This window comes from Pseudoxanthomonas suwonensis J47 (assembly GCF_000513955.1).
In the GTDB taxonomy this organism is placed as follows: domain Bacteria; phylum Pseudomonadota; class Gammaproteobacteria; order Xanthomonadales; family Xanthomonadaceae; genus Pseudoxanthomonas; species Pseudoxanthomonas suwonensis_C.
This window is the reverse complement of sequence record NZ_AZUZ01000006.1, coordinates 109,626-132,671: the sequence shown is the minus strand read 5'-3', so window position 1 is coordinate 132,671 and position 23,046 is coordinate 109,626. Positions and strand designations below refer to the sequence as shown.

The window sequence follows — 23,046 nt, the reverse complement described above, 5'->3', positions numbered from 1 at the left end:
CACTGGCGATCGAGCAGGCGTCGCAGCGGGCGTCCCGCTGCGTGACTGGAGGTGGCATGGCGCAGGTGGCCATCCGTTTGTGGACCTTCCCGCTGGCGATCGCGCTGTTGCTGCTCGTGGCCGCGCACCTGGCCTGGTGGCTGTCGCTGCGCGCCGGCTACATCGAGCCCTGCAATCCGTACTGGGACGGCTGCACCTCGATCAGCCGGGCGGCACGGCACGGACTGGGCAACCACCTGTTCCGGCTGCTGGTGCTGCCATGCGCGGTGCTGCTGGCGGCGCACTGGTGGCTGGCTTCGCGCTGGGTTGGTGCAGGCGCACCGTCGCGCCTGCTGGCGGCCCTGGGTGCCGCGGCCGCGGTGGCGCTGGGCGTCTACGCTGTCTTCCTCGGCACCGAAGGCGCGGCCTACGGATTCCTGCGCCGCTACGGCATCACGGTGTTCTTCGGCTGCGGTTACCTGGCGCAGCTCCTGTTCCTGCGACGCTGGCGTGGAAGCGTGCGGTCACTGCAGCGCATCCCATGGGGAGCGATGCTGGCGGTCTGCATTGCGATGCTGCTGCTGGGCGCGGTCAACGTCGTTGCCGACGCGCTGATGCAGGACCGTGATCGTCAGGACCGGCTGGAGAACGCACTCGAATGGCAGCTCGGCCTGCTGCTGGCCTTCTGGTATCTGCTCCAGGCCTGGGTCTGGCGCGCCCAGCGCCTGCTCCTCTCGCTCGATCCGTAGCCCGGATAAGCGCAGCGCATCCGGGGATGTGCGACACGCGCTTGGCCAGGAATGGCAGGCAGTCGCCCGGATGCGGTGCGACCTTTCCGGGTTACGCAACAGCAACAGCAACAGCGTTTGGGGCATCGGCTTCGGACGGAGCCGCGGCAGCACGGGGTATGCCGCATCGCGCGGTTCCGCGTCCTGCTCCAACGCGCGAACGCAGCACGTCATGTGCTGCTTGCGGCATACCCCCGCGCTACCGCGTCTTTCGGCATGTTTGGCTCGCGGCTTCGTTCTTGCTCCCCTCTCCCGGTGGGAGAGGGGCTCCAGGCTGGTGCCTCATACGTAGCCAGCCATGGCACCCCGGATGCGGCCCGCGGCCTTATCCGACCCTTGTAGCCCGGATAAGCGAAGCGCATCCGGGGCGGTGGCCATAAGCACATGGATCAGCACGAGGTGTCGCGACCTCCTGCGGGAAGGAGTGCGCGTGGGGATATGGCGGCACCGGCACACCGACCCTCTCCCCAACCCCTCTCCCGGTGGGAGAGGGGCTTTGCGTCAGCGGGCGCGGACCGAAGCGACGATGCCCGCCGCCTTGGCGGCGCTGGCCTCGACCTTGTCCCATTCACCGGCCTTGAGCCAGTTCTTCGGCACCATCCAGGAGCCGCCGACGCAGACCACGTTGGGCTGGGAGAGGAACTCGGCCGCGGTGTCTTCGGTGATGCCGCCGGTGGGGCAGATCCTGAGGTCGGCCAGCGGGCCGGCCAGGCCCTTGAGCATGGTGATGCCGCCAACCGCGGTGGCCGGGAACAGCTTGCACACGCGGAAGCCGCGCGCCATCAGCGACAGGAATTCGGTCGGCGTGGCGCCGCCCGGCACGACCGGGATCGGCGCCTTGGCCAGCGCATCGGCCAGCTCCGGCGGAGTGCCGGGGGTAACCAGGAAGTCGGCACCCAGCTCGATGCACTTCTGCATCTGCTCGACGGTGAGCACCGTGCCCATGCCCACGGCAATACCCGGCAGCTCCTTCTTCAGCGCGACCAGCGCATCGAGCGCGGCCGGCGTGCGCAGGGTCAGCTCGATCGCGGTCAGCCCGCCCTTGAGCAGCGCGGCGGACAGCTTGCGCGCCTCGTCGACGCTGTCGGCGGTGACGACCGGCAGGATGCCGGACCTGCGCAGCAGCTGTTCGGCCTGGGACTGGGTGTCGGCGATGCTCATGGGGCGTGGAACTCCAGGATGCGAGGGTAGGGCGATTCTACCCGGCTGCATTGCAGGGACGGACGCCGGTTGCGGCTGCATCCATCAACGTGCGGTCGCTGCCGGCGAAGGCGCGCCGGCAGGCGGCGCGCCACGCGCGGACTCAGGCGTCCTTCGAATCGTGCGGCGCCAGCGCGGCTTCGCTGTCGCAGCCGAGTTCGTACTCGGCGTCGTAGTCCCAGGCGCTGCCGTCGTGCGCCGGCGGGCCGCAGGAGATCGACAGCGCGCCCTGGTCGGCCGGGCCGACGTTGGCACGGTTGAAGGCGAACAGGTTGCGGCCCAGGTCGTGGGCGACCGGGCTGGTGTTCGGCGCCACTTCGCGCGCGGCGAACTCCTGCGGATCGACAAGTACCTGGAGGGTGCCGGCCTCGCTGTCGAGGCGGACGATGTCGCCGTCGCGGACCTTGCCGATCGCGCCGCCACGCGCCGCTTCCGGCGTCACGTGGATCGCCGCCGGGATCTTGCCGGAGGCGCCGGAGAGGCGGCCGTCGGTGACCAGCGCGACCTTGCGCCCCTGGTTCTGCAGCATGCCCAGCAGCGGCGCCAGCGAATGCAGCTCCGGCATGCCGTTGGCGCGCGGGCCCTGGTAGGTGACCACGGCGACGAAGTCGCGCGGCAGCACGCCGGCGGCATGCAGCTTGTTGAGCTTCTGCGGCGCGTCCACGACCACCGCCTGGGCCTCGATGAAGCGGTATTCGGGCTTCACCGCCGACAGCTTGATCAGGCCGCGGCCGATGTTGCCGCGGAGCAGGCGCAGGCCGCCCTGGGCCTCGAACGGCGCGGCCACGGTGCGCACCACGGTCTCGTCCGCCGACACCGTCGCCGACGGGGCGGAGGCCAGCACGCCGTTCTCCAGCCGCGGCTCCCGGGTGTAGGCGCGCATGCCTTCCGGCACCACGGTGGCGAGGTCGTGCATCAGGCCGGCTTCGAGCAGCTCGCGGAACACGAAGGGCACGCCGCCGGCGGCCTGGAAGCGGTTCACGTCGGCCTCGCCGTTGGGATACACGCGCGCCAGCAGCGGCACCACCTGCGAGATCTGGTCCATGTCGTCCCAGGTCAGGACGATGCCGGCGGCGCGGGCCACGGCGATCCAGTGGATGGTGTGGTTGGTCGAGCCGCCGGTGGCCATCAGTGCGACGATGGCGTTGACGATGGCGCGCTCGTCGATCAGCCGGCCCAGCGGACGGTAGTCGTCGCCCAGCGCAGTCATCTGCAGCACGCGGCGCACCGCTTCCTCGTCCAGCGCCTCGCGCAGCGGCGTGCCCGGGTTGACGAAGGAGCTGCCCGGCAGCTGCACGCCCATCGCCTCCAGCAGCACCTGGTTGGAGTTGGCGGTGCCGTAGAAGGTGCAGGTGCCCGGCGAGTGGTAGGACTGCGCCTCCACTTCCAGCAGCTCCTCGCGGGTGGCCTCGCCGGCGGCGTAGCGCTCGCGCACCTCGGCCTTCTTCTTGTTGGGAATGCCCGGCGGCATCGGCCCGGCCGGCACGAACAGCGCCGGCAGGTGGCCGAAGGCCAGCGCGCCGATCAGCAGGCCCGGCACGATCTTGTCGCAGATGCCCAGGTACAGCGCCGCGTCGAAGGCGTCGTGGCTCAGGCCCACGGCCGTGCCCTGGGCGATCACGTCGCGCGAGAACAGCGACAGCTCCATGCCCGGGCGGCCCTGGGTGACGCCGTCGCACATCGCCGGCACGCCGCCGGCGACCTGGGCGGTGGCGCCGAGGCTGCGGGCGAGGGCGCGGATGCGCTCGGGATAGTGCTCGTACGGCTGGTGCGCCGAGAGCATGTCGTTGTACGCGGTGATGATGCCCAGGTTGGGCGTGGCCGCGCCGCGCAGGCGGGCCTTGTCGTGCTCGCCGCAGGCGGCGAACACATGGGCCAGGTTGGCGCAGCTGAGCGGGGTGCGGTTGGGGCCGTTGCGCACGGCCTGCTCGATGCCGGCCAGGTAGGCGGCGCGGGAGGGCGCGCTGCGCCTGCGGATGCGCTCGGTGACCGCTTCGATCTGGGGATGCAGGTTCATGGGCTTGGGGCAGTGGAAACCGTGGGGGAAAGGCCTGCGGGGTCATTCCGGGCAGGAGCCGGGGGCGATTCCACGCACAGCATGCAGGAGTCGCGTTGAACCGCGGCCTGCGCGCCGCGCGGCGGCGCAGCTCAGGGGCACCAGTGCACCCGCAGCGGCTCGATGCCGATGCCCAGCGCCACGCGGATCGGCAGCTCGCGCACGTCGTCGCCGGCGAGCGCGCGTTCGAACACCTCGCGCTTGGCCTCGCCGCGCAGCAGCAGCAGGCGGTGGCGGGTATGCGCCAGGCCGGCCGGGGTGAGGGTGATGCGCAGCGGCCATTCGCCGGCCACCGGGCAACCGGTGGCATCGAGGGCGGCGTAGGGCTGGTCGCTGGCCAGCACGCGCTCCAGGTCGGCCGAGCCGGGGAACAGCGAGGCGGTGTGGCCGTCGTTGCCCATGCCCAGCACCGCCAGGCAGGCGTCGGCGGCGTGGCCGGCCTCGAGGTTGGCCGCGTGCACCGATTCGGCCAGGGTCAGGCCCTCGCGCACCAGCGGTTCGAAATGGCCGACGTCGGCGCGTTCCAGCAGGCTCTCGCGCACCAGGCGGGCGTTGCTGGCGCTGTCGCGCGGCGACAGCCAGCGTTCGTCGACCAGACCGACGGTGACCTTCTGCCAGTCCAGCGGCGCGACCGCGACCTGCTCGTAGACCGGCGCCGGCGTGGTGCCGCCGGACAGCAGCATGCGCGCGGCGCCGCGGATCGCCAGCTCGACCGCGAGGATGCGTTCCATGTCCGCGGCCACGGCGTGGATCCACGCCTCGGCGTCGCGGTGTTCGAACCACTCGACGCGCGGGTCCGGCTTCATGCCGCCACCTCGCGCTTCAGCAGGTCGACCGCGTAGGCCGCCGCGCCGAGCAGTCCGGCGCGCGGGTGCATCACCGCCAGCGAGGGCACGCGGGCCATGTTCGGCGAGAACCGGCCCTTGTACTCGAAGCGCTGGCGGAAGCCGGAGTGGCGCAGCGAATCGAGCATCTTCGGCACCAGCCCGCCAGTGAGGAACACGCCGTCCCAGGCGCCGAGGGTCAGCACCAGGTCGCCGGAAATGGCGCCGAACACCGCGCAGAACACGTCCACCGCGCGCATGCCCAGGGCGTCGCCGGCGGCGGCGCGGGCAGTGATGTCCTTCGGTTCCAGCAGCCCGGGGTCGACGCCGGCGATCTCGCACAGGGCGCGGTGGATGTTGACCAGGCCGGGGCCGCAGATCAGGCGTTCGTTGGAGACGCGGCCGAACTGCGCGGAGAGGATCTCGAGGATGCGGGTCTCTTCCGGCGTGCCGGGCGGGAAGCTGACGTGGCCGCCTTCGGTCTCCAGCGGATAGCAGCGGCCGTCGCGGATCATCAGCCCGCCCACGCCCAGGCCGGTGCCCGGGCCGAGCACGGCGTAGGTGCGCGGTTCGCTCAGCGGGGCAGGGGTCCAGCCGGTGCCGCCGATCGGCACCACGTCCTCGGCGCGGAACAGGCTGATCGCCATCGCCTGCGCGGCGAAGTCGTTGATCAGATGCACCTGCTCGAAACCGAGCATGTCGCGGGTGCGGGTACGCGAGATCACCCACGGGTGGTTGGTGATCCGCGCCTCGTCGCCGTCGACGCGCCCGGCCACGGCGAACACGCCGCGCCGCGCTTCGGCGCCGGCCTGGTCCAGGTAGTGACGGGCGGCATCGGCCAGCGACGGGAAATCGGCGACGGCGAACTCGCGCACGCTGTCGTCCAGCAGCGGCACGCTGGCGTCCGGATCGGCCAGGGCGAAGCGTGCGTTGGTGCCGCCGATGTCGGCGATCAGCAGGTGGCCGGCCATGCTCAGCAGGCCTCGCGCCGCGGACCGACCGCGTCGAACTGCGCCGGCAGGAACGGCAGCGCCTCGCGTGGACCCCAGGTGCCGGCGGGGTAGTACTCCAGCGGCACGTCGCCGGCCTTCCAGCCCTCGACCACGCTGTCGATCCAGGCCCAGGCGGCCTCGACCTCGTCGTTGCGCACGAACAGCGCGTGGTTGCCGTGCATGGCATCGAGGAACAGGCGTTCGTAGGCGATGCGGCGGTTCTGTCCGGTCTGCGAGGACAGTTCCAGCTCCAGCGGATGCAGTTCCAGCGTGCCCCATTCCGGGCCGGCCAGGCTGCTCATCAGGCCCAGCTCGATGTCCTCCTGCGGCTGCAGGCGGAAGGTGAGGCGGTTGGGCGCCGCGTGCGCGCCGTCGGGGCGCTCGAACAGCCAGTGGGTCACCGGCTTCAGCGTCACCGTCACCACGGTGGAGCGCTCGGCCATGCGCTTGCCGGTGGCCAGGTGGAACGGCACCCCGGCCCAGCGCCAGTTGTCGATGTGCGCGGTGACGCCGACGAAGGTTTCGACATCGCTGTCATCCGGAGGCATGTAGGCCTGCACCGGCTGGCCCTCGATCGTCCCCGCGATGTAGCGGGCGCGCACGCTGTGGCGTTGCGCTTCGGCGGCGGTGAACGGGCGCAGGGCGCGCAGCACCTTGACCTTCTCGTCGCGGATGCGGTCGGCGGCCAGCGAGGCCGGCGGTTCCATCGCCACCAGGCACAGCAGCTGCAGGATGTGGCTCTGGACCATGTCGCGCAGCGCGCCGGAGCGGGCGTAATAGGAATTGCGCCCGTCCACGCCCTCGGTCTCGGAGACCAGGATGCTGACCGAATCGATGTAGTTGCGGTTCCACACCGCCTCCAGCAGGGTGTTGCCGAAGCGCAGGGCCAGCAGGTTCTGCACCGCCGCCTTGCCGAGGTAATGGTCGATGCGGAAGATCCGGTCCTCGTCGATCAGCCCGCCGATGGTGGCGTTGATCTCGCGCGCCGAGGCCAGGTCGTGGCCGATCGGCTTCTCCAGCATCAGCCGGTTCGGCGCCTTGAACGCGCCGCCCAGGGCCAGGCCTTCGCAGGTGCTGATGTACAGGCCCGGCGGGATCGACAGGTAGCTCACGCAGGGGCGGTCGACGCAGTCGGCCACCGCCTCGGCGACCGAGGCCGGCGTGCGCATGTCCACCGAGCGGTAGTCCACGCGGGAGAGGAACTCCTCGACCTGCTCCGGCGTGGGCGTGTAGTGCGACAGGCTGGCGAAGCGCTCGCGCAGGATCTGCCGGAATTTCCCGGTGTCGTGCGGCGACAGCGCCAGGGCGCGCACGCGGAAGTCCGGTGGCAGCAGGCCGTCGCCCTGCAGGCGCAGCAGCGAGGGGAACAGGTAGCGCTGGGCCAAGTCGCCAGTGGCGCCGAACAGCAGCAGGGTGTCATGCATCCGGTGGGCTTCCGTGGCGTTCGACATCGGGTCCGGGGGTTCTCTTGGGGCTGCGGCGTCCGCCTGGGCGGGCGCGCGAATGCGGTGGGGGGAGGGCGTGGCGCACGCGCGGGCGCGCGCAAACCAATGGAATATCGCCGTGCGGCGCGCGTCTTGTCCAGTGGTCAGGAACGTCTCCGTGGAAACGGTTGTTTCCATGCCGCGGCGCACGGTCGTGGACCCGGTGCCGGCGGTCGCCATCGCCGGCACAGCGTGACATCATCCCGCCGTGCGCGGACACCGTATACCGTGGCCGCATACGTATTCTCCGGAGGTGTGATGGCGGGCTTGCAGCTGGACCGGGTGCGCAAGGTCTACGACAACGGCCAGGTGGCCGTGGACGGCGCCACCTTCGACATCGCCGACGGCGAGCTGATGGTCCTGGTCGGGCCGTCGGGCTGCGGCAAGTCGACCCTGCTGCGGATGATCGCCGGGCTGGAGGAGATCACCTCCGGCACCCTCAGGATCGGCGACCGCGTGGTGAACGACGTGGCCCCGAAGGACCGCGATATCGCCATGGTGTTCCAGAGCTACGCCCTGTACCCGCACATGAGCGTGGCCGAGAACCTGGCTTTCGGCCTGAAACTGCGCGGCCTGCCGCGCGCGGAGGTGGAGCGGAGGGTCGGGGAGGCGGCGGCGATGCTGTGCCTGCAGGACATGCTCGGCAAGAAGCCGCGCGAGATGTCCGGTGGACAGCGCCAGCGCGTGGCCCTGGGCCGGGCGCTGGTGCGCGAGCCGGCGGTGTTCCTGCTCGACGAGCCGCTGTCCAACCTCGACGCCAAGCTGCGCCATTCCACCCGTACCGAGATCGCGCGCCTGCACCAGCGGCTGGGCGCGACCATGGTCTACGTGACCCACGACCAGGTCGAGGCGATGACCCTCGGCCAGCGCATCGTCGTGCTCGACGCAGGCAAGGTGCAGCAGATCGATACGCCGATGGCGCTGTACGAGCGTCCGGCCAACCTGTTCGTGGCCGGCTTCCTCGGCAGCCCGGCGATGAACGTGCTCGAAGGCGAGCTGCAGGCCGCCGACGGCCTGCGCCTGGTGCTGGACCAGGGCCAGGTGCCGCTGCCGGGCGCGGAAGTACCACCGTCCTGGCTGGGCCGGCGGGTGGCGCTGGGCGTTCGCCCTGAGCACCTGCTGCCGGCGGAGGAGGGGCTGCAGGCGCGGGTGGACGTGGTCGAGGCGGTCGGCAGCGAGGCCTACCTGCACCTGGATTTCGATGGCCGCACGCTGGTTTCGCGGCTGCCGCCGCAGGCGCTGCCCGCGCCCGGCAGCACCCTGCGCCTGCGCGCCGACCCGGCGCACCTGCACTTCTTCGATCCGGTGGGCGGCGCGCGGCTGGCCGCCTGAGGCTCAGCGCCCCAGGCCTTCGACGAAGGATTCGACCGTGGTGGTCACGCCGGCCACTTCCAGCGGCGCGTCCCCGCGCTCCAGCGGCAGCACCGCCAGCGCCAGCCGCGATCCGCCGCCGGCAACGCTGGCCACCTGGCCAATGACGCGACCGGACTGCTGCACTTCCGCGCCGGCGTCCACGCCTGCCGGGACGTGCAGCAGCAGCGGCTCGCGCTTCGCCTTCCCCAGGAAATGGGTGCGGGCCACGATTTCCTGGCCCGGATAGCAGCCCTTCTTCACGCTGTAGGCATGCAACCGGTCCAGCGCCAGCTGCTGCGGCGTCCACTGCTCGCGTTGCGAAGCGGGCAGGCGCGGCAGGCCCAGGCGCAGGTCGGCCACAGCCCAGGCCTCACGCGCGGCGGCGTCCGCAGGCGCGGTCGCCGGGCCGATGCGCAGGGTACGGGGCAGGGCGGAGGTGCCGTAATCCAGCTCCAGGCCGCCGGCTTCGTCGCCGGCCAGCCGGGCGCCGGAAGCGGTGGCCGGGGAGGTGAAGGCGCCGGACACGCGGAGATCCGGGCGCGGCGCGACCGTCACCTTGCGGCGGAAGACGAAGCGGCGCAGCGCGTCGCCCAGTTCCGCGGCGCCGTGGTCGGGCAGCACCAGGCGCAGCGCATCGCCGCAGCGCAGCAGCGCGAACACGGCGATCACGCGCCCCTTGGCGTTGAGCCAGGCATTCCACTGCCATTGCCCCGGTGACAGCGCAGTCACGTCGTTGGCGAACTGCGCCTGCGCGAACACGAGCGCCTCCGGTCCATCGAGGGCGAGTACCGTATGCTCTTCGAGTGCGAAAAAGTCCGCGGGAATCAAGGGGGATACCAAAGGATGGTGGGCGTGCCGGTTGTCAGCCGGTGACCCGGGGCTTAAAATTTTGTGCGTTGCAAGGAGTCCCATGATAGGCCAAAGCCCAGACGTTCCCGAGACGGAAAAGCCCGGGGAACGTGGAACGCAGTCGTCCAGCGATGGCGCCACGCCGGCGTTGCCGCGCGAGATCGGCGGGCGCGAGGGTCCGGAGCCTACCCGCTACGGGGACTGGGAAAAGAACGGACGCTGCGTCGATTTCTGACGCGGCGCCTACAAGCCACGCGGCCATGACGGCCGCACAGCCGAGACATACCAGCGCATGAGCAGTCGCGAACGCCCCCTGTCACCGCATCTGCAGGTGTACCGCTGGCAGGTCCAGATGGTGACCTCGATCCTGCACCGCGCCACCGGCGTCGTGCTGGCCGCCGGCGCCCTGGTCATCGCCGCCGGCCTGCTGTCCCTGATGATCGGTCCCGAATCCTGGGCCTGCTTCACCGGCATCGCCGGCGCCTGGTACGGCAAGCTGTTCCTGTTCGGGTGGAGCTGGGCCTTCGCCTACCACCTGTGCAACGGCATCCGCCATGTCGTCCAGGACTTCGCCATCGGCTTCAGCATCCCGGCCTTCGTGCGCAGCAGCTGGCTGTCGATCATTGGCAGCCTGGTGATCACCGCCCTGGTCTGGGTTTGCGCGCTGAACGGAGGTGCCGCATGAACCGCTACCGTACCCCCCTGAAGAACGTGCGTGGCTGGGGCTCGGCCAAGACCGGCACGGAGCACTTCATCCACCAGCGCCTGACCGCCACCGCGCTGGTCATCCTCGGCCTGTGGTTCGTCTGGTTCGTCCTGGGCCTTGTCGGCAGCGACTACCTGGCCGCCACCGACGCCGTTTCGCGTCCGTGGAACGCCGTGCTGCTGGTCGGCTTCCTGGTCGCCACGTTCTGGCACGCGCAGCTCGGCCTGCAGGTCGTGCTCGAGGACTACATCCATCATTCGCTGCTGGCCCTGGTGTTGCAGACCGGCGTGAAGTTCATCGCGGTGCTCGGCGCGATCGTCAGCATCTTCGCCGTGGCCCGCATCGCGCTGGCCCACTGACCGCCGGCTGCCAAGGAACACAGACCCGATGTCCGCCTACAAGATCACCGAACACAAGTACGACATGGTCGTCGTCGGCGCCGGTGGCGCCGGCCTGCGCGCCACCTTCGGCCTGGCCCAGAAGGGCCTGCAGACGGTGTGCCTGACCAAGGTCTTCCCGACCCGCTCGCACACGGTCGCCGCGCAGGGCGGCATCTCCGCCGCGCTGGGCAACATGGGCGAGGACGACTGGCGCTACCACTTCTACGACACCATCAAGGGCTCGGACTGGCTGGGCGACCAGGACGCCATCGAGTACATGTGCCGCGAGGCGATCCCGGCGATCATCGAGCTCGAGCACTACGGGGTGCCGTTCTCGCGCACCGAGGAAGGCAAGATCTACCAGCGCCCGTTCGGCGGCATGACCACCCGCTACGGCGAGGGCCCGCCGGCGCAGCGCACCTGCGCCGCGGCCGACCGCACCGGCCACGCCATGCTGCACACGCTGTACCAGCAGTCGCTGGCGCACAACGCGCGTTTCATGATCGAGTACTTCGCGCTGGACCTGATCTTCGACGAAGAGGGTGTCTGCCGCGGCGTGCTCGCCCTGGACATGGCCGAAGGCTCGCTGCACCTGTTCCGCGCCCACGGCGTGGTCCTGGCGACCGGCGGCTACGGCCGCGCCTACTTCAGCGCCACCTCCGCCCACACCTGCACCGGCGACGGCGGCGGCCTGGTGATGCGCGCCGGCCTGCCGATGCAGGACATGGAGTTCGTGCAGTTCCATCCGACCGGCATCTACGGCGCCGGCTGCCTGATCACCGAGGGCGTCCGCGGCGAAGGCGGCATCCTGCGCAACGCCAACGGCGAGCGCTTCATGGAGCGCTACGCGCCGCACTACAAGGACCTGGCCTCGCGCGACGTGGTGTCGCGTTCGATGACCATCGAGATCCGCGAAGGCCGCGGCGTCGGCGAGCACAAGGACCACATCCTGCTCGACCTGACCCACCTGGGCCCGGAAGTCATCAACGAGAAGCTGCCCGGCATCGCCGAGAGCGCCCACATCTTCGCCGGCGTGGACGTGACCAAGCAGCCGATCCCGGTGATCCCGACCGTGCACTACAACATGGGCGGCATCCCGACCAACTACCACGGCGAAGTGGTGCGCAAGGTCGGCGACGACCCGGATGCGGTCGTGCCGGGCCTGTACGCGATCGGCGAGGCGGCCTGCGTGTCGGTGCACGGCGCCAACCGCCTGGGTTCCAACTCGCTGCTCGACCTGGTCGTGTTCGGCCGCGCCGTGGCCAACCGCTGCGCCGAGACCATCAGGAAGGGCGCGCCGCACAAGCCGCTGGCTTCCGACGCCTGCGAGAAGGCGCTGTCCCAGCTCGACAAGCTGCGCAACGCCAACGGCGGCACCCCGACCGCGGTCATCCGCGACCGGATGCAGCGCACCATGCAGGCCGACGCGGCGGTGTTCCGCACCAGCAAGACGCTCAAGGAAGGCTGCGAGAAGATGGCCGACATCTTCGCCAGCTTCGAGGACGTCAAGGTCTCCGACCGTTCGCTGGTCTGGAACTCCGACCTGATCGAGACCTACGAGCTGCACAACCTGCTGCTCAACGCCGTCGCCACGATCAACTCGGCCGAACAGCGCAAGGAAAGCCGCGGCGCCCACGCGCACGAGGACTATCCGGAGCGCGACGACGCCAACTGGCAGAAGCACACCCTGGTCACGGTCGATGCCCAGACCGGCAAGACCAGCTTCGACTACCGTCCGGTGCACATGTACACCCTGAGCAAGGATGTGGATGTGGTGCCGCCCAAGCCACGCGTGTACTGAGCCAGGGCGAGAGAAAGACCAATGGCAGAGTTTGCACTCCCCAAGAATTCCCGCATCACCAAGGGCAAGCACTTCGCCGCGCCGACCGGTGCGAAGAACGTGCGCATCTTCAAGGTGTATCGCTGGAACCCGGACGACGGCGCCAACCCGCGGACCGACACCTACGAGATCGACCTCGACAAGTGCGGCCCGATGGTCCTGGACGCGCTGATCAAGATCAAGAACGAGATCGACCCGACCCTGACCTTCCGCCGTTCCTGCCGCGAGGGCATCTGCGGTTCGTGCGCGATGAACATCGACGGCACGAACACGCTGGCCTGCACCAAGGCGATCGGCGACTGCAAGAAGGACGAGGTCCCGATCTACCCGCTGCCGCACATGAACGTGGTCAAGGACCTGGTCCCGGACCTGACCCACTTCTACGCGCAGTACGCGTCGATCAAGCCCTGGATCCGCACCCAGACCCCGCCGCCGCCGGACCGCGAGCGCCTGCAGTCGCCGGAAGACCGCAAGAAGCTCGACGGCCTGTACGAGTGCATCCTGTGCGCCTGCTGTTCGACCAGCTGCCCGAGCTACTGGTGGAACGGCGAGCGCTACCTGGGCCCGGCGATCCTGCTGCAGGCCTACCGCTGGATCATCGACTCGCGCGACGAGGACACCGGTGCGCGTCTGGACGACCTCGAGGATCCGTTCAAGCTGTATCGCTGCCACACCATCATGAACTGCGCCCGCACCTGCCCGAAGGGCCTGAACCCGGCCCTGGCGATCGCGGAGATCAAGAAGCTGATGATGGAACGTCGTTCCTGATCCCGCTTCCAGCATGGTTCGAAACATAGGCCCGGTTTTCCGGGCCTTTGTTTTTTCCGGGGATCAGGGCAGGGCAGGTTTGGAGTTCCAGGTTCCGACCGGCGTCGCGACCGGAAGGGCCCCGGCCCGGCGTGCGGCCCTCCGTGACTCATGTCCCCCGGCATCCGCCTGCGGCGAATGCCTCCTCCTTTACTTCGCCCCGGAGGCCCGCACACCGTGCCGGTGCCGGGTGCTCCAGCGGTGCGAAACCGGGCTCGGTCTCCGAGTCTTTGCTCTCGCTGTTGTTGCTGTTGCTGTTGCTGTTGCCGTTGTCGTTGCTCGCCAGCGAGCGCCAGCGACGCGCAGAGCGTCGGGTGTGCGGGGCCTGGGTGCGAAGTAAAGGAGGAGGTGCCGGCCGCAGGCCGGCACCGGGGGACATGAGTACCCAGGCCCCGCACGCCCGGCGCATCCGGCGCCCGTCAATGCAGCTGCGTTGCGGTTGCCGTTGCTTCCGTCGTTGCCGTCGCTGTTGCCGTCGCTGCCACCATCGCAGGTGGCGGCGCGGCCAGGTCCCGGATGCGCTTCCCTTATCCGGGCTACGGGGCCGCTACTTGACCTGCTGCTTGCCGAGCTTGCGGGCGAGGGTGCGGCGGTGCATGCCCAGGCGGCGCGCGGTCTCGGAGACGTTGAAGCCGGTCTCCGCCAGCACCTCGTGGATGCGTTCCCATTCCAGCGTCTTGATCGACGTCGGCCGCTGGCCCAGGCCCACGTGCGCATCGCCTTCGGCCTTGCCGAAGGCCGCCTCGATGTCGTCGGTGTTGGAAGGCTTGGCCAGGTAATGGCACGCGCCCAGCTTGATCGCCTCCACCGCCGTGGCGATGCTCGCGTAGCCGGTCAGCACCACGATCAGCATGTCCGGATCGTGCGCATGCAGCTGCTGCACGCATTCCAGGCCCGAACTGCCGCCGGCCAGCTTCAGGTCGACCACCGCATAGCCCGGCTCGAAACCTTCCAGCGCCGCTTCGAGCTCCGCCTTGCCCGACGCATGCCGGACTTCGTAGCCGCGCCGCTCGAACGAACGGATCAGCGTGCGCGCGAAGGCCGCATCGTCCTCGACGACCAGCAGCCGGCGTGGCTGCTGCGGCGGGGCGGGGGTCGGGTCATTCATCGTCGGCATCCTCCGGGTCGGCGCCCCCGTCCTGCGGCAGCGCCAGCGAGGACAGCGGCAGTTCCAGCACCACTTCGGCGCCGCGTGGCACGCGGTTGGCCGCGCTCAGGCGGCCACCCAGGCTGCGGGCCACGTTGAGCGACAGGAACAGGCCCAGGCCACCGCCCGGCCGTCCCTTGCTCGAATTGTAGGGCTTGCCGAAGTTGGCCAGCGTCTCCCCGGTGAAGCCCGTTCCGGCGTCGCTCACCTTCAGCACCAGCGTGTCGTCGTCCTCGCCCTGCAGGCTCACCTCCATCCCGACCCACGCCGGCGAGGCCTCCAGCGCGTTGTCGAGGATGTTGTTGATCATCTGCTTCAGGCCCGAGTCGGAGACGATCGGGATGTCCTGCTGCAGGTGGCGCCGGTAGTCCAGCGTCTGCACCGGGCGCGTGGCTGTGAACTCGCTGACCAGCTCGTCAAGGAAGGCGGCGAGGGTGGTGTGCGCCGGTGCTTCCCCGCGCGCATCGCCGGCCGAAAGCAGGATGCCGGTGACGATCGACTTGCAGCGGACCAGCTGGGTCTGCATCTCCTCCAGGTCCTGCAGCAGGTCCGGATCCGAGGTGAACGGCTCCATCCGCCGCCAGTCGCCCAGCAGCACCGACAGCGTCGCCAGCGGCGTGCCCAGCTCGTGCGCCGCGCCTGAAGCGAGCAGGCCCATGCGCACGATGTGTTCCTCCTCGGCGGCCTGCTGGCGCAGGTCGGCCAGGCGCGCATCGCGCACGCGGAGGATCCGGGCGATGCGGCCGATGAACAGCGCCGCCAGCACCGCGGTCAGCAGGAAGCAGATCAGCAGGCCCTGCAGGTAGGGATCGGCCATGCCCTGCGACGGGTCGGCGGCGATCCGCACGGGGCCCGGCACCACCACCAGCCCCATCACCCCGACGCTGCTGGCCGCCACCACCACCCAGCTGGCCCAGGCCGGCAGCAGCACCGCGCCCACCGCCACCTGCAGCAGGAACAGGAACACGAACGGGTTGGTGATGCCGCCGCTGAGATGCAGCTGCGCGGTCAGCGCGGCCACGTCGACCAGCAGCGCCGCCAGCAGGGCGGGGTCGCCGACGTCCTGGCGCGGCCGCCAGTACAGCAGGCTGGCCAGGTTGAATACCGCCAGGCAGGCGGCCACGCCGAGCATGTTCGCCAGCGGCAGGCGGATGCCCAGGCCGTAGTGCACGAAGATGATGGTGGCGACCTGGCCGAGCAGGGCGATCCAGCGCAGCTGGATCAGCTGCTGCATGCTGCGCACGCCCGCGCCGCGGGTGGTGTCCGTGCGCGCCGATTCCAGCGCGTTGGCGTTGCGCTTGGCGGCGGGGCTAAGGGCTTCCGTCGGCGGCATCCAGGGGCTCCGTGCTGCGCTGGCGCCAGCGGCGCCGGACGCGCACCTCCTCCAGTGCGAAGCGCCAGGCCCCGAAAGCCACCAGCAGGGCCAGCGCGAACCAGGTCAGCGCATAGCCCAGGTGGTTGTCGCGGAACCGTACCACTGTCAGCCCGCCGCGCGGCCAGGGCGTGCCGGCCTGGGCGGCCGACTCCGCGTCCGCATCGAGGAACCACGGCGCCACCGGCGCCAGGCCGTGGCGGGCGGCGATCGCTTCCACGTCGCGCGAGAACCAGCGGTCATCCGCCGGTGCGTTCCTGCGCAGGAAGCCGCCAGCCGGTTCGGAGAGGCGGAGCAGGCCGGTCACTTCGACCGGGCCCGCTGCGGGCGCGCCGGCCTTCCAGTCCTCGGGCACGAAACCCAGGTTGACCAGGACCACGCTGCCGTCGTCGCGGCGCAGCGGGCGCAGCAGCCAGCGTCCGGCGCCGGCTTCGGTCACCGCCTGGACGAGGGTGTCGCGGCCGGGCAGCCATTCGCCGCGCACCTGCACGCGGCGGTACTCCTGGTCCTTCGGGGTGCTGGCGGCCCATTCCGCCGCGTCCGGCGCCGGCACCGGCGCGGCATGGATGCGTGCATCCACCCGGGCGACCAGGTCGTGCTTCCAGTGCAGGCGCTGCACCTGCCAGGTGCCCAGCGCGGTGAACAGCACCAGGCCGGCGGCGAAGGCGAGGGCCAGCACCGCCAGTGCCAGCGGGCCGCGCGGGGAGGGCAGGTCGCCCTCCCTCGCGTGCGTTCCGGTCGCCATGGCGGCCGCGGAGCCCGTCAGGGCTGGATCCGCGCCTCGTGCGGCGACATCGGCATCATGTTCGCGTTCATGTGGAACATGACCCACAGCGAGCCGGCCAGGATGATGACCACGAAGACCGTGGTGAAGATCAGCGCCAGCATGTTCCAGCCGCCTTCCGAGCGCGGGTTCATGTGCAGGAAGTAGACCATGTGCACGACGATCTGGACCGCGGCGAAGCCGAGGATCACCAGTGCGGTGGTGCCGGAGTCGCTGATGACGTCGCCCATGACCAGCCAGAACGGGATCGCGGTCAGGATCACCGACAGGATGAAGCCGGTGACGTAGTCGCGCATCGAGCCGTGCGCGGCCTCGACGTGTTCGGTGTGCGGGCCGTGCTCGCCGCCGTGCTCGTCGTGTCCGTAGGTGGCGTGCGGGTCGTGGGGATGGCTCATGGCAGCACTCCCATCAGGTAGACGTAGGTGAAGACGCCGATCCAGACGACGTCGAGGAAATGCCAGAACATCGACAGGCACAGCAGGCGGCGCTGGTTGGCCGCGTGCAGGCCGAAGCGGCCCACCTGCACCATCAGCACCACCAGCCAGATGATGCCGAAGGTCACGTGCAGGCCATGGGTGCCGACCAGGGCGAAGAACGACGACAGGAACGCGCTGCGCTGCGGACCGGCGCCGGCGTGGATCATGTGCTGGAACTCGTACAGCTCGATCCCGAGGAAGGCCAGGCCGAACAGGCCGGTCACCGCCAGCCAGGCCAGCACGCCCGGCACGTGCCGGCGCTGCATCGCCAGCATGGCGAAGCCGTAGGTGATCGACGAGAACAGCAGCATGGCGGTGTTGACCGCCACCAGCTTCAGGTCGAACAGGTCCGCGCCGGTCGGGCCGGCGGCGTAGCTGCGGCCGAGCACGCCGTACACGGCGAACAGGCTGGCGAAGATGAGCAGGTCGCTCATCAGGTAGATCCAGAACCCGAGCAGGGTGCCCTGCTGCGGGTGGTGTTCCCCGGCCAGGTCGTAGAACCGGGGCGGCTCGGCGTTGCCGGCCGCGTTCAGGGCGATGGCGTCAGACATGGGATTCCAGCAGGCGGGTGCGCGCTTCCTCGGTCGCGGCCACGGTTTCGGCCGGGATGTGGTAGTCGCGGTTGTAGTTGAAGGTATGGACGATGGCGGCGATCACGGTCGCGGCGAAGGACAGTGCGGCCAGCCACCAGATGTGCCAGACCAGGGCGAAGCCCATCACCGTGCTCAGTCCGGCCAGGACCACGCCGGCGGCGGTGTTCTTCGGCATGTGGATCGGCAGGAACCCGGACAGCGGGCGCTTGAAGCCGCGCTGCTTCATGTCCCACCACGCGTCGTTGTCGTGCACGACCGGGGTGAAGGCGAAGTTGTACTCCGGCGGCGGCGAGGAGGTGGACCACTCCAGGCTGCGGGCGTTCCACGGGTCGCCGGTCACGTCGCGCAGCTGCTCGCGCCTGCGGAAGCTGACGAAGATGCAGACCAGGAACGCGGCTATGCCGATGGCGATCAGGACGGCGCCGAGCGCGGCGACCTGGAACCAGATCTGCAGCGACGGGTCGGTGAAGTGGCTCACGCGGCGGGTCACGCCCATCAGGCCCAGCACGTAGAGCGGGGTGAAGGCGATCCAGTAGCCCGCCAGCCAGAACCAGAACGAGACCTTGCCCCAGAACGGGTCGAGCTTGAAGCCGAACGCCTTCGGGAACCAGAAGGTCATGCCGGCGAACAGGCCGAACACCACGCCGCCGATGATCACGTTGTGGAAGTGCGCGATCAGGAACAGGCTGTTATGCAGGACGAAGTCGGCCGGCGGGACGGCCAGCAGCACGCCGGTCATGCCGCCCACCACGAAGGTGACCATGAAGCCCACCGTCCACAGCATCGGCACCTCGAAGCGGATGCGGCCGCGGTACATGGTGAACAGCCAGTTGAAGATCTTCGCGCCCGTCGGGATCGAGATGATCATCGTGGTGATGCCGAAGAACGAGTTGACGCTCGCGCCCGAGCCCATGGTGAAGAAGTGGTGCAGCCACACCAGGTAGGACAGCACGGTGATCACCACGGTGGCGTACACCATCGAGGTGTAGCCGAACAGGCGCTTGCCGGTCAGGGCGGGCACGATCTCGGAGAACACGCCGAACACCGGCAGGATCAGGATGTAGACCTCCGGGTGGCCCCAGATCCAGATCAGGTTCACGTACATCATCGGGTTGCCGCCGAGGTCGTTCGTGAAGAAGTTCGTCCCCACGTAACGATCCAGGGCCAGCAGCGCCAGCACCGCGGTCAGCACCGGGAAGCTGATCACGATCAGCACGTTGGTGCACAGCGCGGTCCAGGTGAACACCGGCATGCGCATCAGGGTCATGCCCGGCGCGCGCATCTTGACGATGGTCACGATCAGGTTGACGCCCGACAGCAACGTGCCCAGGCCTGCGATCTGCAAGGCCCAGATGTAGTAGTCCACGCCCACGTCGGGGCTGTAGTCGATGCCCGACAGCGGCGGGTAGGCCAGCCAGCCGGTCTTGGCGAACTCGCCCACGAACAGCGACAGCATGATCAGCACCGCGCCGGCGGTGGTCATCCAGAAGCTGAAGTTGTTGAGGAACGGGAAGGCGACGTCGCGGGTGCCGATCTGCAGCGGCACCAGGTAGTTCATCAGGCCCGTGACCAGCGGCATGGCCACGAAGAAGATCATGATCACGCCGTGGGCGGTGAACACCTGGTCGTAGTGGTGCGGCGGCAGGTAGCCCATGTTGTCGCCGAAGGCGATCGCCTGCTGCGCGCGCATCATGATCGCGTCGGAGAAGCCGCGCAGCAGCATCACCAGGCCCAGCACCATGTACATGATGCCGATCTTCTTGTGGTCGATGCTGGTGAACCAGTCGCGCCACAGGGTGCCCCACAGCCTGTATTTCGTGATCAGCGCGAGCACGGCCAGGCCGGCGACCACGGTGCCGACGAAGGCCGAGAGGATCACCGGGTCATGCAGCGGGAACGATTCCCAGCCCAGGTAGCCGGTGAGCGGGTTGTACGGGGCGGAAGTGGAATGGGGGGAGGACATGTTCGGGGAATTCCGTCGTCAGGCCGCCACCGGGGAGGATGGCGGCAGGCGCGTGCTCAGGGAGCGAGGCGGGACAGCGAGGTGTTCAGGCCGGCGGCCGGGGCGTCGCCGGCGGCGCACATGGCCGACTGCACGTAGGGGCGGCCGCGCAGGTCGCCGCGGTTGCGCGCTTCCAGGCCTTCGATGCCGGTGCGGCCCGGGCCTTTGCCGGCGTCGATGGCCATCATCTCGTGCATGCACATCCGGCGCGGGTCGACGCAGCGGTTGAGGATGGCGTCGTACAGGCCCTCCTCGACGTTGCCGAAATGGCGCACCGGCTCGCGTTCGCTGGGCTTTTCCAGTTCCAGGTAGGCGTCGCGGTCGAGGCGGTCGCCGCCGCGGACCTGCTGCACCCATCTGTCGAAACCGGCTTCGTCGAGGGCGTGGAAGCGGAAGCGCATGCCGGAGAAGCCGGCGCCGCTGTAGTTCGAGGAGAAGCCCTCGTACTCGCCCGCGTCGCTGATGACCGCGTTCAGCTCGGTCTGCATGCCCGGCATGGTGTAGATCATGCCGGCCAGCGCCGGGACGTAGAACGCATTCATCACCGTCGAGGAGGTGAGCTTGAAGCGGATCGGACGGTCGACCGGGGCGGCGAGTTCGTTGACCGTGGCGATGCCCTGTTCGGGGTAGACGAACAGCCACTTCCAGTCCAGCGACACCACCTGGACCTCCAGCGGCTCCACGCCGGCCGGGACTGGTTTGTTCTCGGCGATGCGGTCGAGCGGACGGTACGGGTCCAGGGTGTGGGTGGTGATCCAGGTGATCGCGCCCAGGGCGATGATGATCAGCAGCGGGCAGGCCCAGATCACCAGCTCCAGCTGGAGGGAGTGGTCCCAGTCCGGCTTGTAGGTGGCCCTGGTGTTGCTCGCCCGGTAGCGCCAGGCGAAGAACAGCGTCAGCGAGATCACCGGGACGATGATGATCAGCATCAGCAGGGTGGAGACGATGATCAGGTTGCCCTGCTGCCGGGCGACGTCGCCCGGAGCGTTGAGCAGGATCGTGTTGCATCCGGCCAATGGCAGGGCCAGGCCGGCGGCCATCAGCAGGCGGCGCAGGGTCTTGGAGATGGACATCTGAATAGGGGGAGCTGCGGGGGGATACAGCGCCGGACACTGTACTCCCGCCCCGTGAAGGGATCGATTGGGCGTTTTGTCCTATTGCCCGCCGTCGCGGATCGTGGGCAGCGGATGCACACCGGCGACGCGTTCCGGTGTAGTGTCGGGGACAGGCCCCAGTACAGCACGACCGATGTCCTCGATCACCGCGTCCAGCAGTACCGTCTCCGTCCACGGCCAGGATGCCGGGGCGCATGCCCAGGTCGCCCCCGGCGAGATCGCCGTCGGCGTCATCATCGGCCGCACCTCCGAATACTTCGACTTCTTCGTCTACGGCATCGCCTCGGCGCTGGTGTTCCCGAAGGTGTTCTTCCCCTTCGCCGAGCCGCTGCAGGCGACCCTGATGTCGTTCGCGGTGTTCGCCCTGGCGTTCATCTTCCGGCCGCTGGGCACGATCCTGTTCCTGTGGATCCAGGACCGCTGGAGCCGCGGCACCAAGCTCACCGTGGCCCTGTTCCTGCTGGGCACCAGCACCGCCGGCATGGCCTTCCTGCCCGGATACGAGACCTTGGGGGCCGCGGCCATCGTCCTGCTGGCGCTGTTCCGCAGCAGCCAGGGCGTGGCCCTGGGCGGGTCCTGGGACGGCCTGCCGTCGCTGCTGGCGCTGAACACGCCCAAGCACCGCCGCGGCTGGTACGCCATGCTCGGCCAGCTGGGGGCGCCGGTCGGCTTCATCGTCGCCGCCTCGCTGTTCGCCTTCCTGTACTCGAGCCTGTCCAACGCCGACTTCTACGACTGGGGGTGGCGCTATCCGTTCTTCGCGGCCATGGCCATCAACGTGGTGGCGCTGTTCTCGCGCCTGCGCCTGGTGGTGACCCACGAGTACGAGCAGCAGATGGAACAGCGCGACCTGGACCCGGTGCCGGTGGGCGAGCTGTTCCGGGAGAAGGGCAGGCACGTGGTCATCGGCGCCTTCGCCGCCCTGGCCAGCTACGCGATGTTCCACATCGTCACCATCTTCCCGATCTCCTGGGCGCAGCTGTTCACCGGGCAGACCATCAGCCGCTTCCTGATGCTGCAGGTGGCCGGCGGCTTCCTGGCGATCGGCGGCGTGCTGGCCTCCGGCCTGATCGCCGACCGCCTGGGCCGGGTGCAGACCCTGGCCTCGACCGCGGTGGCGATCGGCGTGTTCAGCGGCTTCGCCCCGACCCTGCTCAACGGCGGACCGGTCGCGCAGCAGGTGTTCCTGCTGCTGGGCTTCCTGCTGCTGGGCCTCTCCTACGGCCAGGCCTCCGGCGCGGTGACCCGCAACTTCGGCGCGCGCTACCGCTACACCGGCGCCGCCCTGACCACCGACCTGGCCTGGCTGATCGGCGCGGCCTTCGCCCCGCTGGTGGCGCTGTACCTGTGCGCGAACTTCGGCCTGCCTTACGTGGGCCTGTACCTGCTGTCCGGCGCGGTGGCGACCCTGGCCGCGCTGGGCGTCAACCGCTGGCTCAGGCAGCGCGAGGCCACCGCCGTCTGAGACCGCTGGTCCGGCCGGCCGCGTGCCGGCCGGGGCGCTTCCCGGACTGCATGGCTACCGGCCGCCGGCGCGGCCGGCGACAATACGCCGCATGGACAACGCACACCCGAATCCGGCGGAGCTTCCCGTCGACACGGAGCTGCGCCGCCTGCGCTGGCGCTGCCGGCGCGGCATGCGCGAACTGGACCAGCTGTTCGAACGCTGGCTCAACCACGCCTACGCGACTGCTTCCGACGCCGAACGCGGCGTTTTCCGACGGCTGCTGGATTGCGAGGACGATAGGCTCTGGCGCTGGTTCATGGGCTACGAGGCCTGTCCGGATGCGGAGCTGTCCGACCTCATTGCCAGGATCCGCGCCCTGCCGGCTTGAGTGGCGCCCTTCGCGCTGGCTGCTGGCGGCGCTGCTGCTGTTGACCGTGCTGGCGCCGCTGGCGGTGCTGGGTTCGGAGCTGCCGCGCCCGCTGGCCTGGCCGCTGGCCCTGGCCGCCGCCGCGCGTGGCCTGCAGCTGGCCCGGCGCGAGGCGGGCAGGGCGCCGCGGCAGCTGGTCCTGGGCCCGGCGCCGCGGCAGCCCGGTGCGCCCTGCCTCGACAGCCTCGACGGCCAGCCCCTGGAGGACTGCCAGGTCCGCTGGCGCGGGCCGTTGGCCTTCCTCGACGCGCTCGACCGGGAGGGGCGTCGCGTACGCCTGGCCTGGTGGCCGGACACCCTGCCGGCGGCGCGCCGGCGTGAACTGCGGCTGGCCATGGCGGCGCGTGTCGTTTCGTCCTCCACGCGGCCGATGGCACCATAGCGCCTCGAGCGCCGGGGAGAGCCGGCAGCGGAAAACCCCGTCA

General features: G+C 69.8%; 23 protein-coding genes. 10 read left to right on the top strand and 13 right to left on the bottom strand.

The genetic code is table 11. The features are described from left to right. The first annotated feature begins 56 nt into the window (after window positions 1–56). Complete coding sequence (locus M503_RS0101965; RefSeq protein ID WP_028919040.1) at window positions 57–728, top strand: hypothetical protein; 672 nt, start codon at window positions 57–59, stop codon at window positions 726–728. A 540-nt stretch (window positions 729–1,268) separates the two neighbouring features. On the opposite strand, the gene eda is transcribed toward M503_RS0101965, so the two are convergent. The 5 genes from eda to zwf all read right to left on the bottom strand — a co-directional run bounded on the left by eda (window position 1,269) and on the right by zwf (window position 7,263). Continuing rightward, window positions 1,269–1,928, bottom strand: coding sequence for a bifunctional 4-hydroxy-2-oxoglutarate aldolase/2-dehydro-3-deoxy-phosphogluconate aldolase (eda, locus tag M503_RS0101960; RefSeq protein ID WP_028919041.1), 660 nt, complete (start codon window positions 1,926–1,928; stop codon window positions 1,269–1,271). 142 nt (window positions 1,929–2,070) lie between these two features. Further along, window positions 2,071–3,984: a phosphogluconate dehydratase gene (edd, locus tag M503_RS0101955; RefSeq protein ID WP_028919042.1), complete on the bottom strand. Its 1,914-nt coding sequence runs from the start codon at window positions 3,982–3,984 to the stop codon at window positions 2,071–2,073. Between the two features lie 131 nt (window positions 3,985–4,115). Further along, complete coding sequence (gene pgl, locus M503_RS0101950; RefSeq protein ID WP_028919043.1) at window positions 4,116–4,829, bottom strand: 6-phosphogluconolactonase; 714 nt, start codon at window positions 4,827–4,829, stop codon at window positions 4,116–4,118. Next, complete coding sequence (gene glk / locus M503_RS0101945) at window positions 4,826–5,818, bottom strand: glucokinase (protein WP_155951942.1); 993 nt, start codon at window positions 5,816–5,818, stop codon at window positions 4,826–4,828. Before glk ends, pgl begins: the two co-directional genes overlap by 4 nt. A gap of 2 nt (window positions 5,819–5,820) precedes the next feature. Continuing rightward, window positions 5,821–7,263, bottom strand: coding sequence for a glucose-6-phosphate dehydrogenase (gene zwf / locus M503_RS0101940; protein ID WP_028919045.1), 1,443 nt, complete (start codon window positions 7,261–7,263; stop codon window positions 5,821–5,823). A gap of 318 nt (window positions 7,264–7,581) precedes the next feature. Between zwf and M503_RS0101935 the strand changes: the two genes are divergently transcribed. Further along, window positions 7,582–8,655: an ABC transporter ATP-binding protein gene (locus M503_RS0101935; RefSeq protein WP_028919046.1), complete on the top strand. Its 1,074-nt coding sequence runs from the start codon at window positions 7,582–7,584 to the stop codon at window positions 8,653–8,655. A gap of 3 nt (window positions 8,656–8,658) precedes the next feature. Here the strand turns inward: M503_RS0101935 and M503_RS15465 are convergent, their stop codons facing one another. After that, a complete protein-coding gene (locus tag M503_RS15465; RefSeq protein WP_028919047.1) occupies window positions 8,659–9,504 on the bottom strand; it encodes a YgfZ/GcvT domain-containing protein in 846 nt (281 codons plus the stop codon). 82 nt (window positions 9,505–9,586) lie between these two features. Between M503_RS15465 and M503_RS16975 the strand changes: the two genes are divergently transcribed. Genes M503_RS16975 through M503_RS0101910 form a run of 5 tightly spaced genes read left to right on the top strand, consistent with a single transcriptional unit; the run spans window position 9,587 to window position 13,219 of the window. After that, window positions 9,587–9,760, top strand: coding sequence for a DUF1674 domain-containing protein (locus M503_RS16975; protein WP_081720904.1), 174 nt, complete (start codon window positions 9,587–9,589; stop codon window positions 9,758–9,760). Window positions 9,761–9,817: 57 nt separating this feature from the next. Continuing rightward, a complete protein-coding gene (gene sdhC / locus M503_RS0101925) occupies window positions 9,818–10,210 on the top strand; it encodes a succinate dehydrogenase, cytochrome b556 subunit (RefSeq protein WP_028919048.1) in 393 nt (130 codons plus the stop codon). Beyond that, the gene (gene sdhD, locus M503_RS0101920; protein ID WP_028919049.1) at window positions 10,207–10,590 is read left to right on the top strand and encodes a succinate dehydrogenase, hydrophobic membrane anchor protein; all 384 of its coding nucleotides are present in this window, start codon (window positions 10,207–10,209) and stop codon (window positions 10,588–10,590) included. Before sdhC ends, sdhD begins: the two co-directional genes overlap by 4 nt. Before the next feature lie 28 nt (window positions 10,591–10,618). After that, window positions 10,619–12,412: a succinate dehydrogenase flavoprotein subunit gene (gene sdhA, locus M503_RS0101915; RefSeq protein WP_028919050.1), complete on the top strand. Its 1,794-nt coding sequence runs from the start codon at window positions 10,619–10,621 to the stop codon at window positions 12,410–12,412. Window positions 12,413–12,433: 21 nt separating this feature from the next. Further along, entirely contained in the window at window positions 12,434–13,219 is a 786-nt protein-coding gene (locus tag M503_RS0101910) for a succinate dehydrogenase iron-sulfur subunit (RefSeq protein ID WP_028919051.1), read from the top strand. 586 nt (window positions 13,220–13,805) lie between these two features. Here the strand turns inward: M503_RS0101910 and M503_RS0101905 are convergent. The 7 genes from M503_RS0101905 to cyoA are packed head-to-tail and all read right to left on the bottom strand — an operon-like array spanning window position 13,806 to window position 20,705. After that, window positions 13,806–14,366 carry a response regulator transcription factor gene (locus tag M503_RS0101905; protein ID WP_051414120.1) on the bottom strand — a complete coding sequence of 187 codons (561 nt, stop codon included), beginning with the start codon at window positions 14,364–14,366 and terminating at the stop codon, window positions 13,806–13,808. Next, window positions 14,359–15,738 carry an ATP-binding protein gene (locus tag M503_RS15460; RefSeq protein WP_081720903.1) on the bottom strand — a complete coding sequence of 460 codons (1,380 nt, stop codon included), beginning with the start codon at window positions 15,736–15,738 and terminating at the stop codon, window positions 14,359–14,361. Before M503_RS15460 ends, M503_RS0101905 begins: the two co-directional genes overlap by 8 nt. Further along, on the bottom strand, window positions 15,716–16,522 hold the full coding sequence (locus M503_RS15455) for an SURF1 family protein (RefSeq protein WP_028919053.1): 807 nt from the start codon (window positions 16,520–16,522) through the stop codon (window positions 15,716–15,718). Before M503_RS15455 ends, M503_RS15460 begins: the two co-directional genes overlap by 23 nt. Before the next feature lie 17 nt (window positions 16,523–16,539). Further along, on the bottom strand, window positions 16,540–16,956 hold the full coding sequence (cyoD, locus tag M503_RS0101890; RefSeq protein ID WP_024868047.1) for a cytochrome o ubiquinol oxidase subunit IV: 417 nt from the start codon (window positions 16,954–16,956) through the stop codon (window positions 16,540–16,542). Continuing rightward, a complete protein-coding gene (gene cyoC, locus M503_RS0101885) occupies window positions 16,953–17,588 on the bottom strand; it encodes a cytochrome o ubiquinol oxidase subunit III (RefSeq protein ID WP_028919054.1) in 636 nt (211 codons plus the stop codon). Before cyoC ends, cyoD begins: the two co-directional genes overlap by 4 nt. Then, window positions 17,581–19,593, bottom strand: coding sequence for a cytochrome o ubiquinol oxidase subunit I (cyoB, locus tag M503_RS0101880; RefSeq protein WP_028919055.1), 2,013 nt, complete (start codon window positions 19,591–19,593; stop codon window positions 17,581–17,583). The genes cyoC and cyoB overlap by 8 nt, the downstream gene beginning before the upstream one ends. 56 nt (window positions 19,594–19,649) lie before the next feature. Then, window positions 19,650–20,705: a ubiquinol oxidase subunit II gene (gene cyoA / locus M503_RS15450; protein WP_028919056.1), complete on the bottom strand. Its 1,056-nt coding sequence runs from the start codon at window positions 20,703–20,705 to the stop codon at window positions 19,650–19,652. A gap of 175 nt (window positions 20,706–20,880) precedes the next feature. On the opposite strand from cyoA, the gene M503_RS0101870 reads away from it, so the two are divergent. From M503_RS0101870 to M503_RS0101860, 3 genes are all read left to right on the top strand, one after another. Beyond that, window positions 20,881–22,212: an MFS transporter gene (locus M503_RS0101870; protein WP_028928072.1), complete on the top strand. Its 1,332-nt coding sequence runs from the start codon at window positions 20,881–20,883 to the stop codon at window positions 22,210–22,212. Window positions 22,213–22,303: 91 nt separating this feature from the next. Next, on the top strand, window positions 22,304–22,582 hold the full coding sequence (locus M503_RS0101865; protein ID WP_051414118.1) for a succinate dehydrogenase assembly factor 2: 279 nt from the start codon (window positions 22,304–22,306) through the stop codon (window positions 22,580–22,582). Next, a complete protein-coding gene (locus M503_RS0101860) occupies window positions 22,554–23,003 on the top strand; it encodes a hypothetical protein (protein ID WP_428992210.1) in 450 nt (149 codons plus the stop codon). The genes M503_RS0101865 and M503_RS0101860 overlap by 29 nt, the downstream gene beginning before the upstream one ends. The last annotated feature ends 43 nt before the right edge of the window (window positions 23,004–23,046 follow it).

What these genes read in the sequence shown, in the direction of transcription:
- M503_RS0101905 (WP_051414120.1), bottom strand. Translation starts at nt 14,366, where the DNA reads ATGAATGACCCGACCCCCGCCCCGCCGCAGCAGCCACGCCGGCTGCTG.
- cyoB (WP_028919055.1), bottom strand. Translation starts at nt 19,593, where the DNA reads ATGTCCTCCCCCCATTCCACTTCCGCCCCGTACAACCCGCTCACCGGC.
- glk (WP_155951942.1), bottom strand. Translation starts at nt 5,818, where the DNA reads ATGGCCGGCCACCTGCTGATCGCCGACATCGGCGGCACCAACGCACGC.
- sdhA (WP_028919050.1), top strand. Translation starts at nt 10,619, where the DNA reads ATGTCCGCCTACAAGATCACCGAACACAAGTACGACATGGTCGTCGTC.
- M503_RS0101910 (WP_028919051.1), top strand. Translation starts at nt 12,434, where the DNA reads ATGGCAGAGTTTGCACTCCCCAAGAATTCCCGCATCACCAAGGGCAAG.
- M503_RS0101965 (WP_028919040.1), top strand. Translation starts at nt 57, where the DNA reads ATGGCGCAGGTGGCCATCCGTTTGTGGACCTTCCCGCTGGCGATCGCG.
- edd (WP_028919042.1), bottom strand. Translation starts at nt 3,984, where the DNA reads ATGAACCTGCATCCCCAGATCGAAGCGGTCACCGAGCGCATCCGCAGG.
- cyoC (WP_028919054.1), bottom strand. Translation starts at nt 17,588, where the DNA reads ATGTCTGACGCCATCGCCCTGAACGCGGCCGGCAACGCCGAGCCGCCC.
- zwf (WP_028919045.1), bottom strand. Translation starts at nt 7,263, where the DNA reads ATGCATGACACCCTGCTGCTGTTCGGCGCCACTGGCGACTTGGCCCAG.
- sdhC (WP_028919048.1), top strand. Translation starts at nt 9,818, where the DNA reads ATGAGCAGTCGCGAACGCCCCCTGTCACCGCATCTGCAGGTGTACCGC.
- M503_RS15455 (WP_028919053.1), bottom strand. Translation starts at nt 16,522, where the DNA reads ATGGCGACCGGAACGCACGCGAGGGAGGGCGACCTGCCCTCCCCGCGC.
- M503_RS0101935 (WP_028919046.1), top strand. Translation starts at nt 7,582, where the DNA reads ATGGCGGGCTTGCAGCTGGACCGGGTGCGCAAGGTCTACGACAACGGC.
- sdhD (WP_028919049.1), top strand. Translation starts at nt 10,207, where the DNA reads ATGAACCGCTACCGTACCCCCCTGAAGAACGTGCGTGGCTGGGGCTCG.
- M503_RS0101870 (WP_028928072.1), top strand. Translation starts at nt 20,881, where the DNA reads ATGTCCTCGATCACCGCGTCCAGCAGTACCGTCTCCGTCCACGGCCAG.
- M503_RS15460 (WP_081720903.1), bottom strand. Translation starts at nt 15,738, where the DNA reads ATGCCGCCGACGGAAGCCCTTAGCCCCGCCGCCAAGCGCAACGCCAAC.
- pgl (WP_028919043.1), bottom strand. Translation starts at nt 4,829, where the DNA reads ATGAAGCCGGACCCGCGCGTCGAGTGGTTCGAACACCGCGACGCCGAG.
- M503_RS0101865 (WP_051414118.1), top strand. Translation starts at nt 22,304, where the DNA reads ATGGACAACGCACACCCGAATCCGGCGGAGCTTCCCGTCGACACGGAG.
- eda (WP_028919041.1), bottom strand. Translation starts at nt 1,928, where the DNA reads ATGAGCATCGCCGACACCCAGTCCCAGGCCGAACAGCTGCTGCGCAGG.
- M503_RS16975 (WP_081720904.1), top strand. Translation starts at nt 9,587, where the DNA reads ATGATAGGCCAAAGCCCAGACGTTCCCGAGACGGAAAAGCCCGGGGAA.
- cyoD (WP_024868047.1), bottom strand. Translation starts at nt 16,956, where the DNA reads ATGAGCCATCCCCACGACCCGCACGCCACCTACGGACACGACGAGCAC.
- cyoA (WP_028919056.1), bottom strand. Translation starts at nt 20,705, where the DNA reads ATGTCCATCTCCAAGACCCTGCGCCGCCTGCTGATGGCCGCCGGCCTG.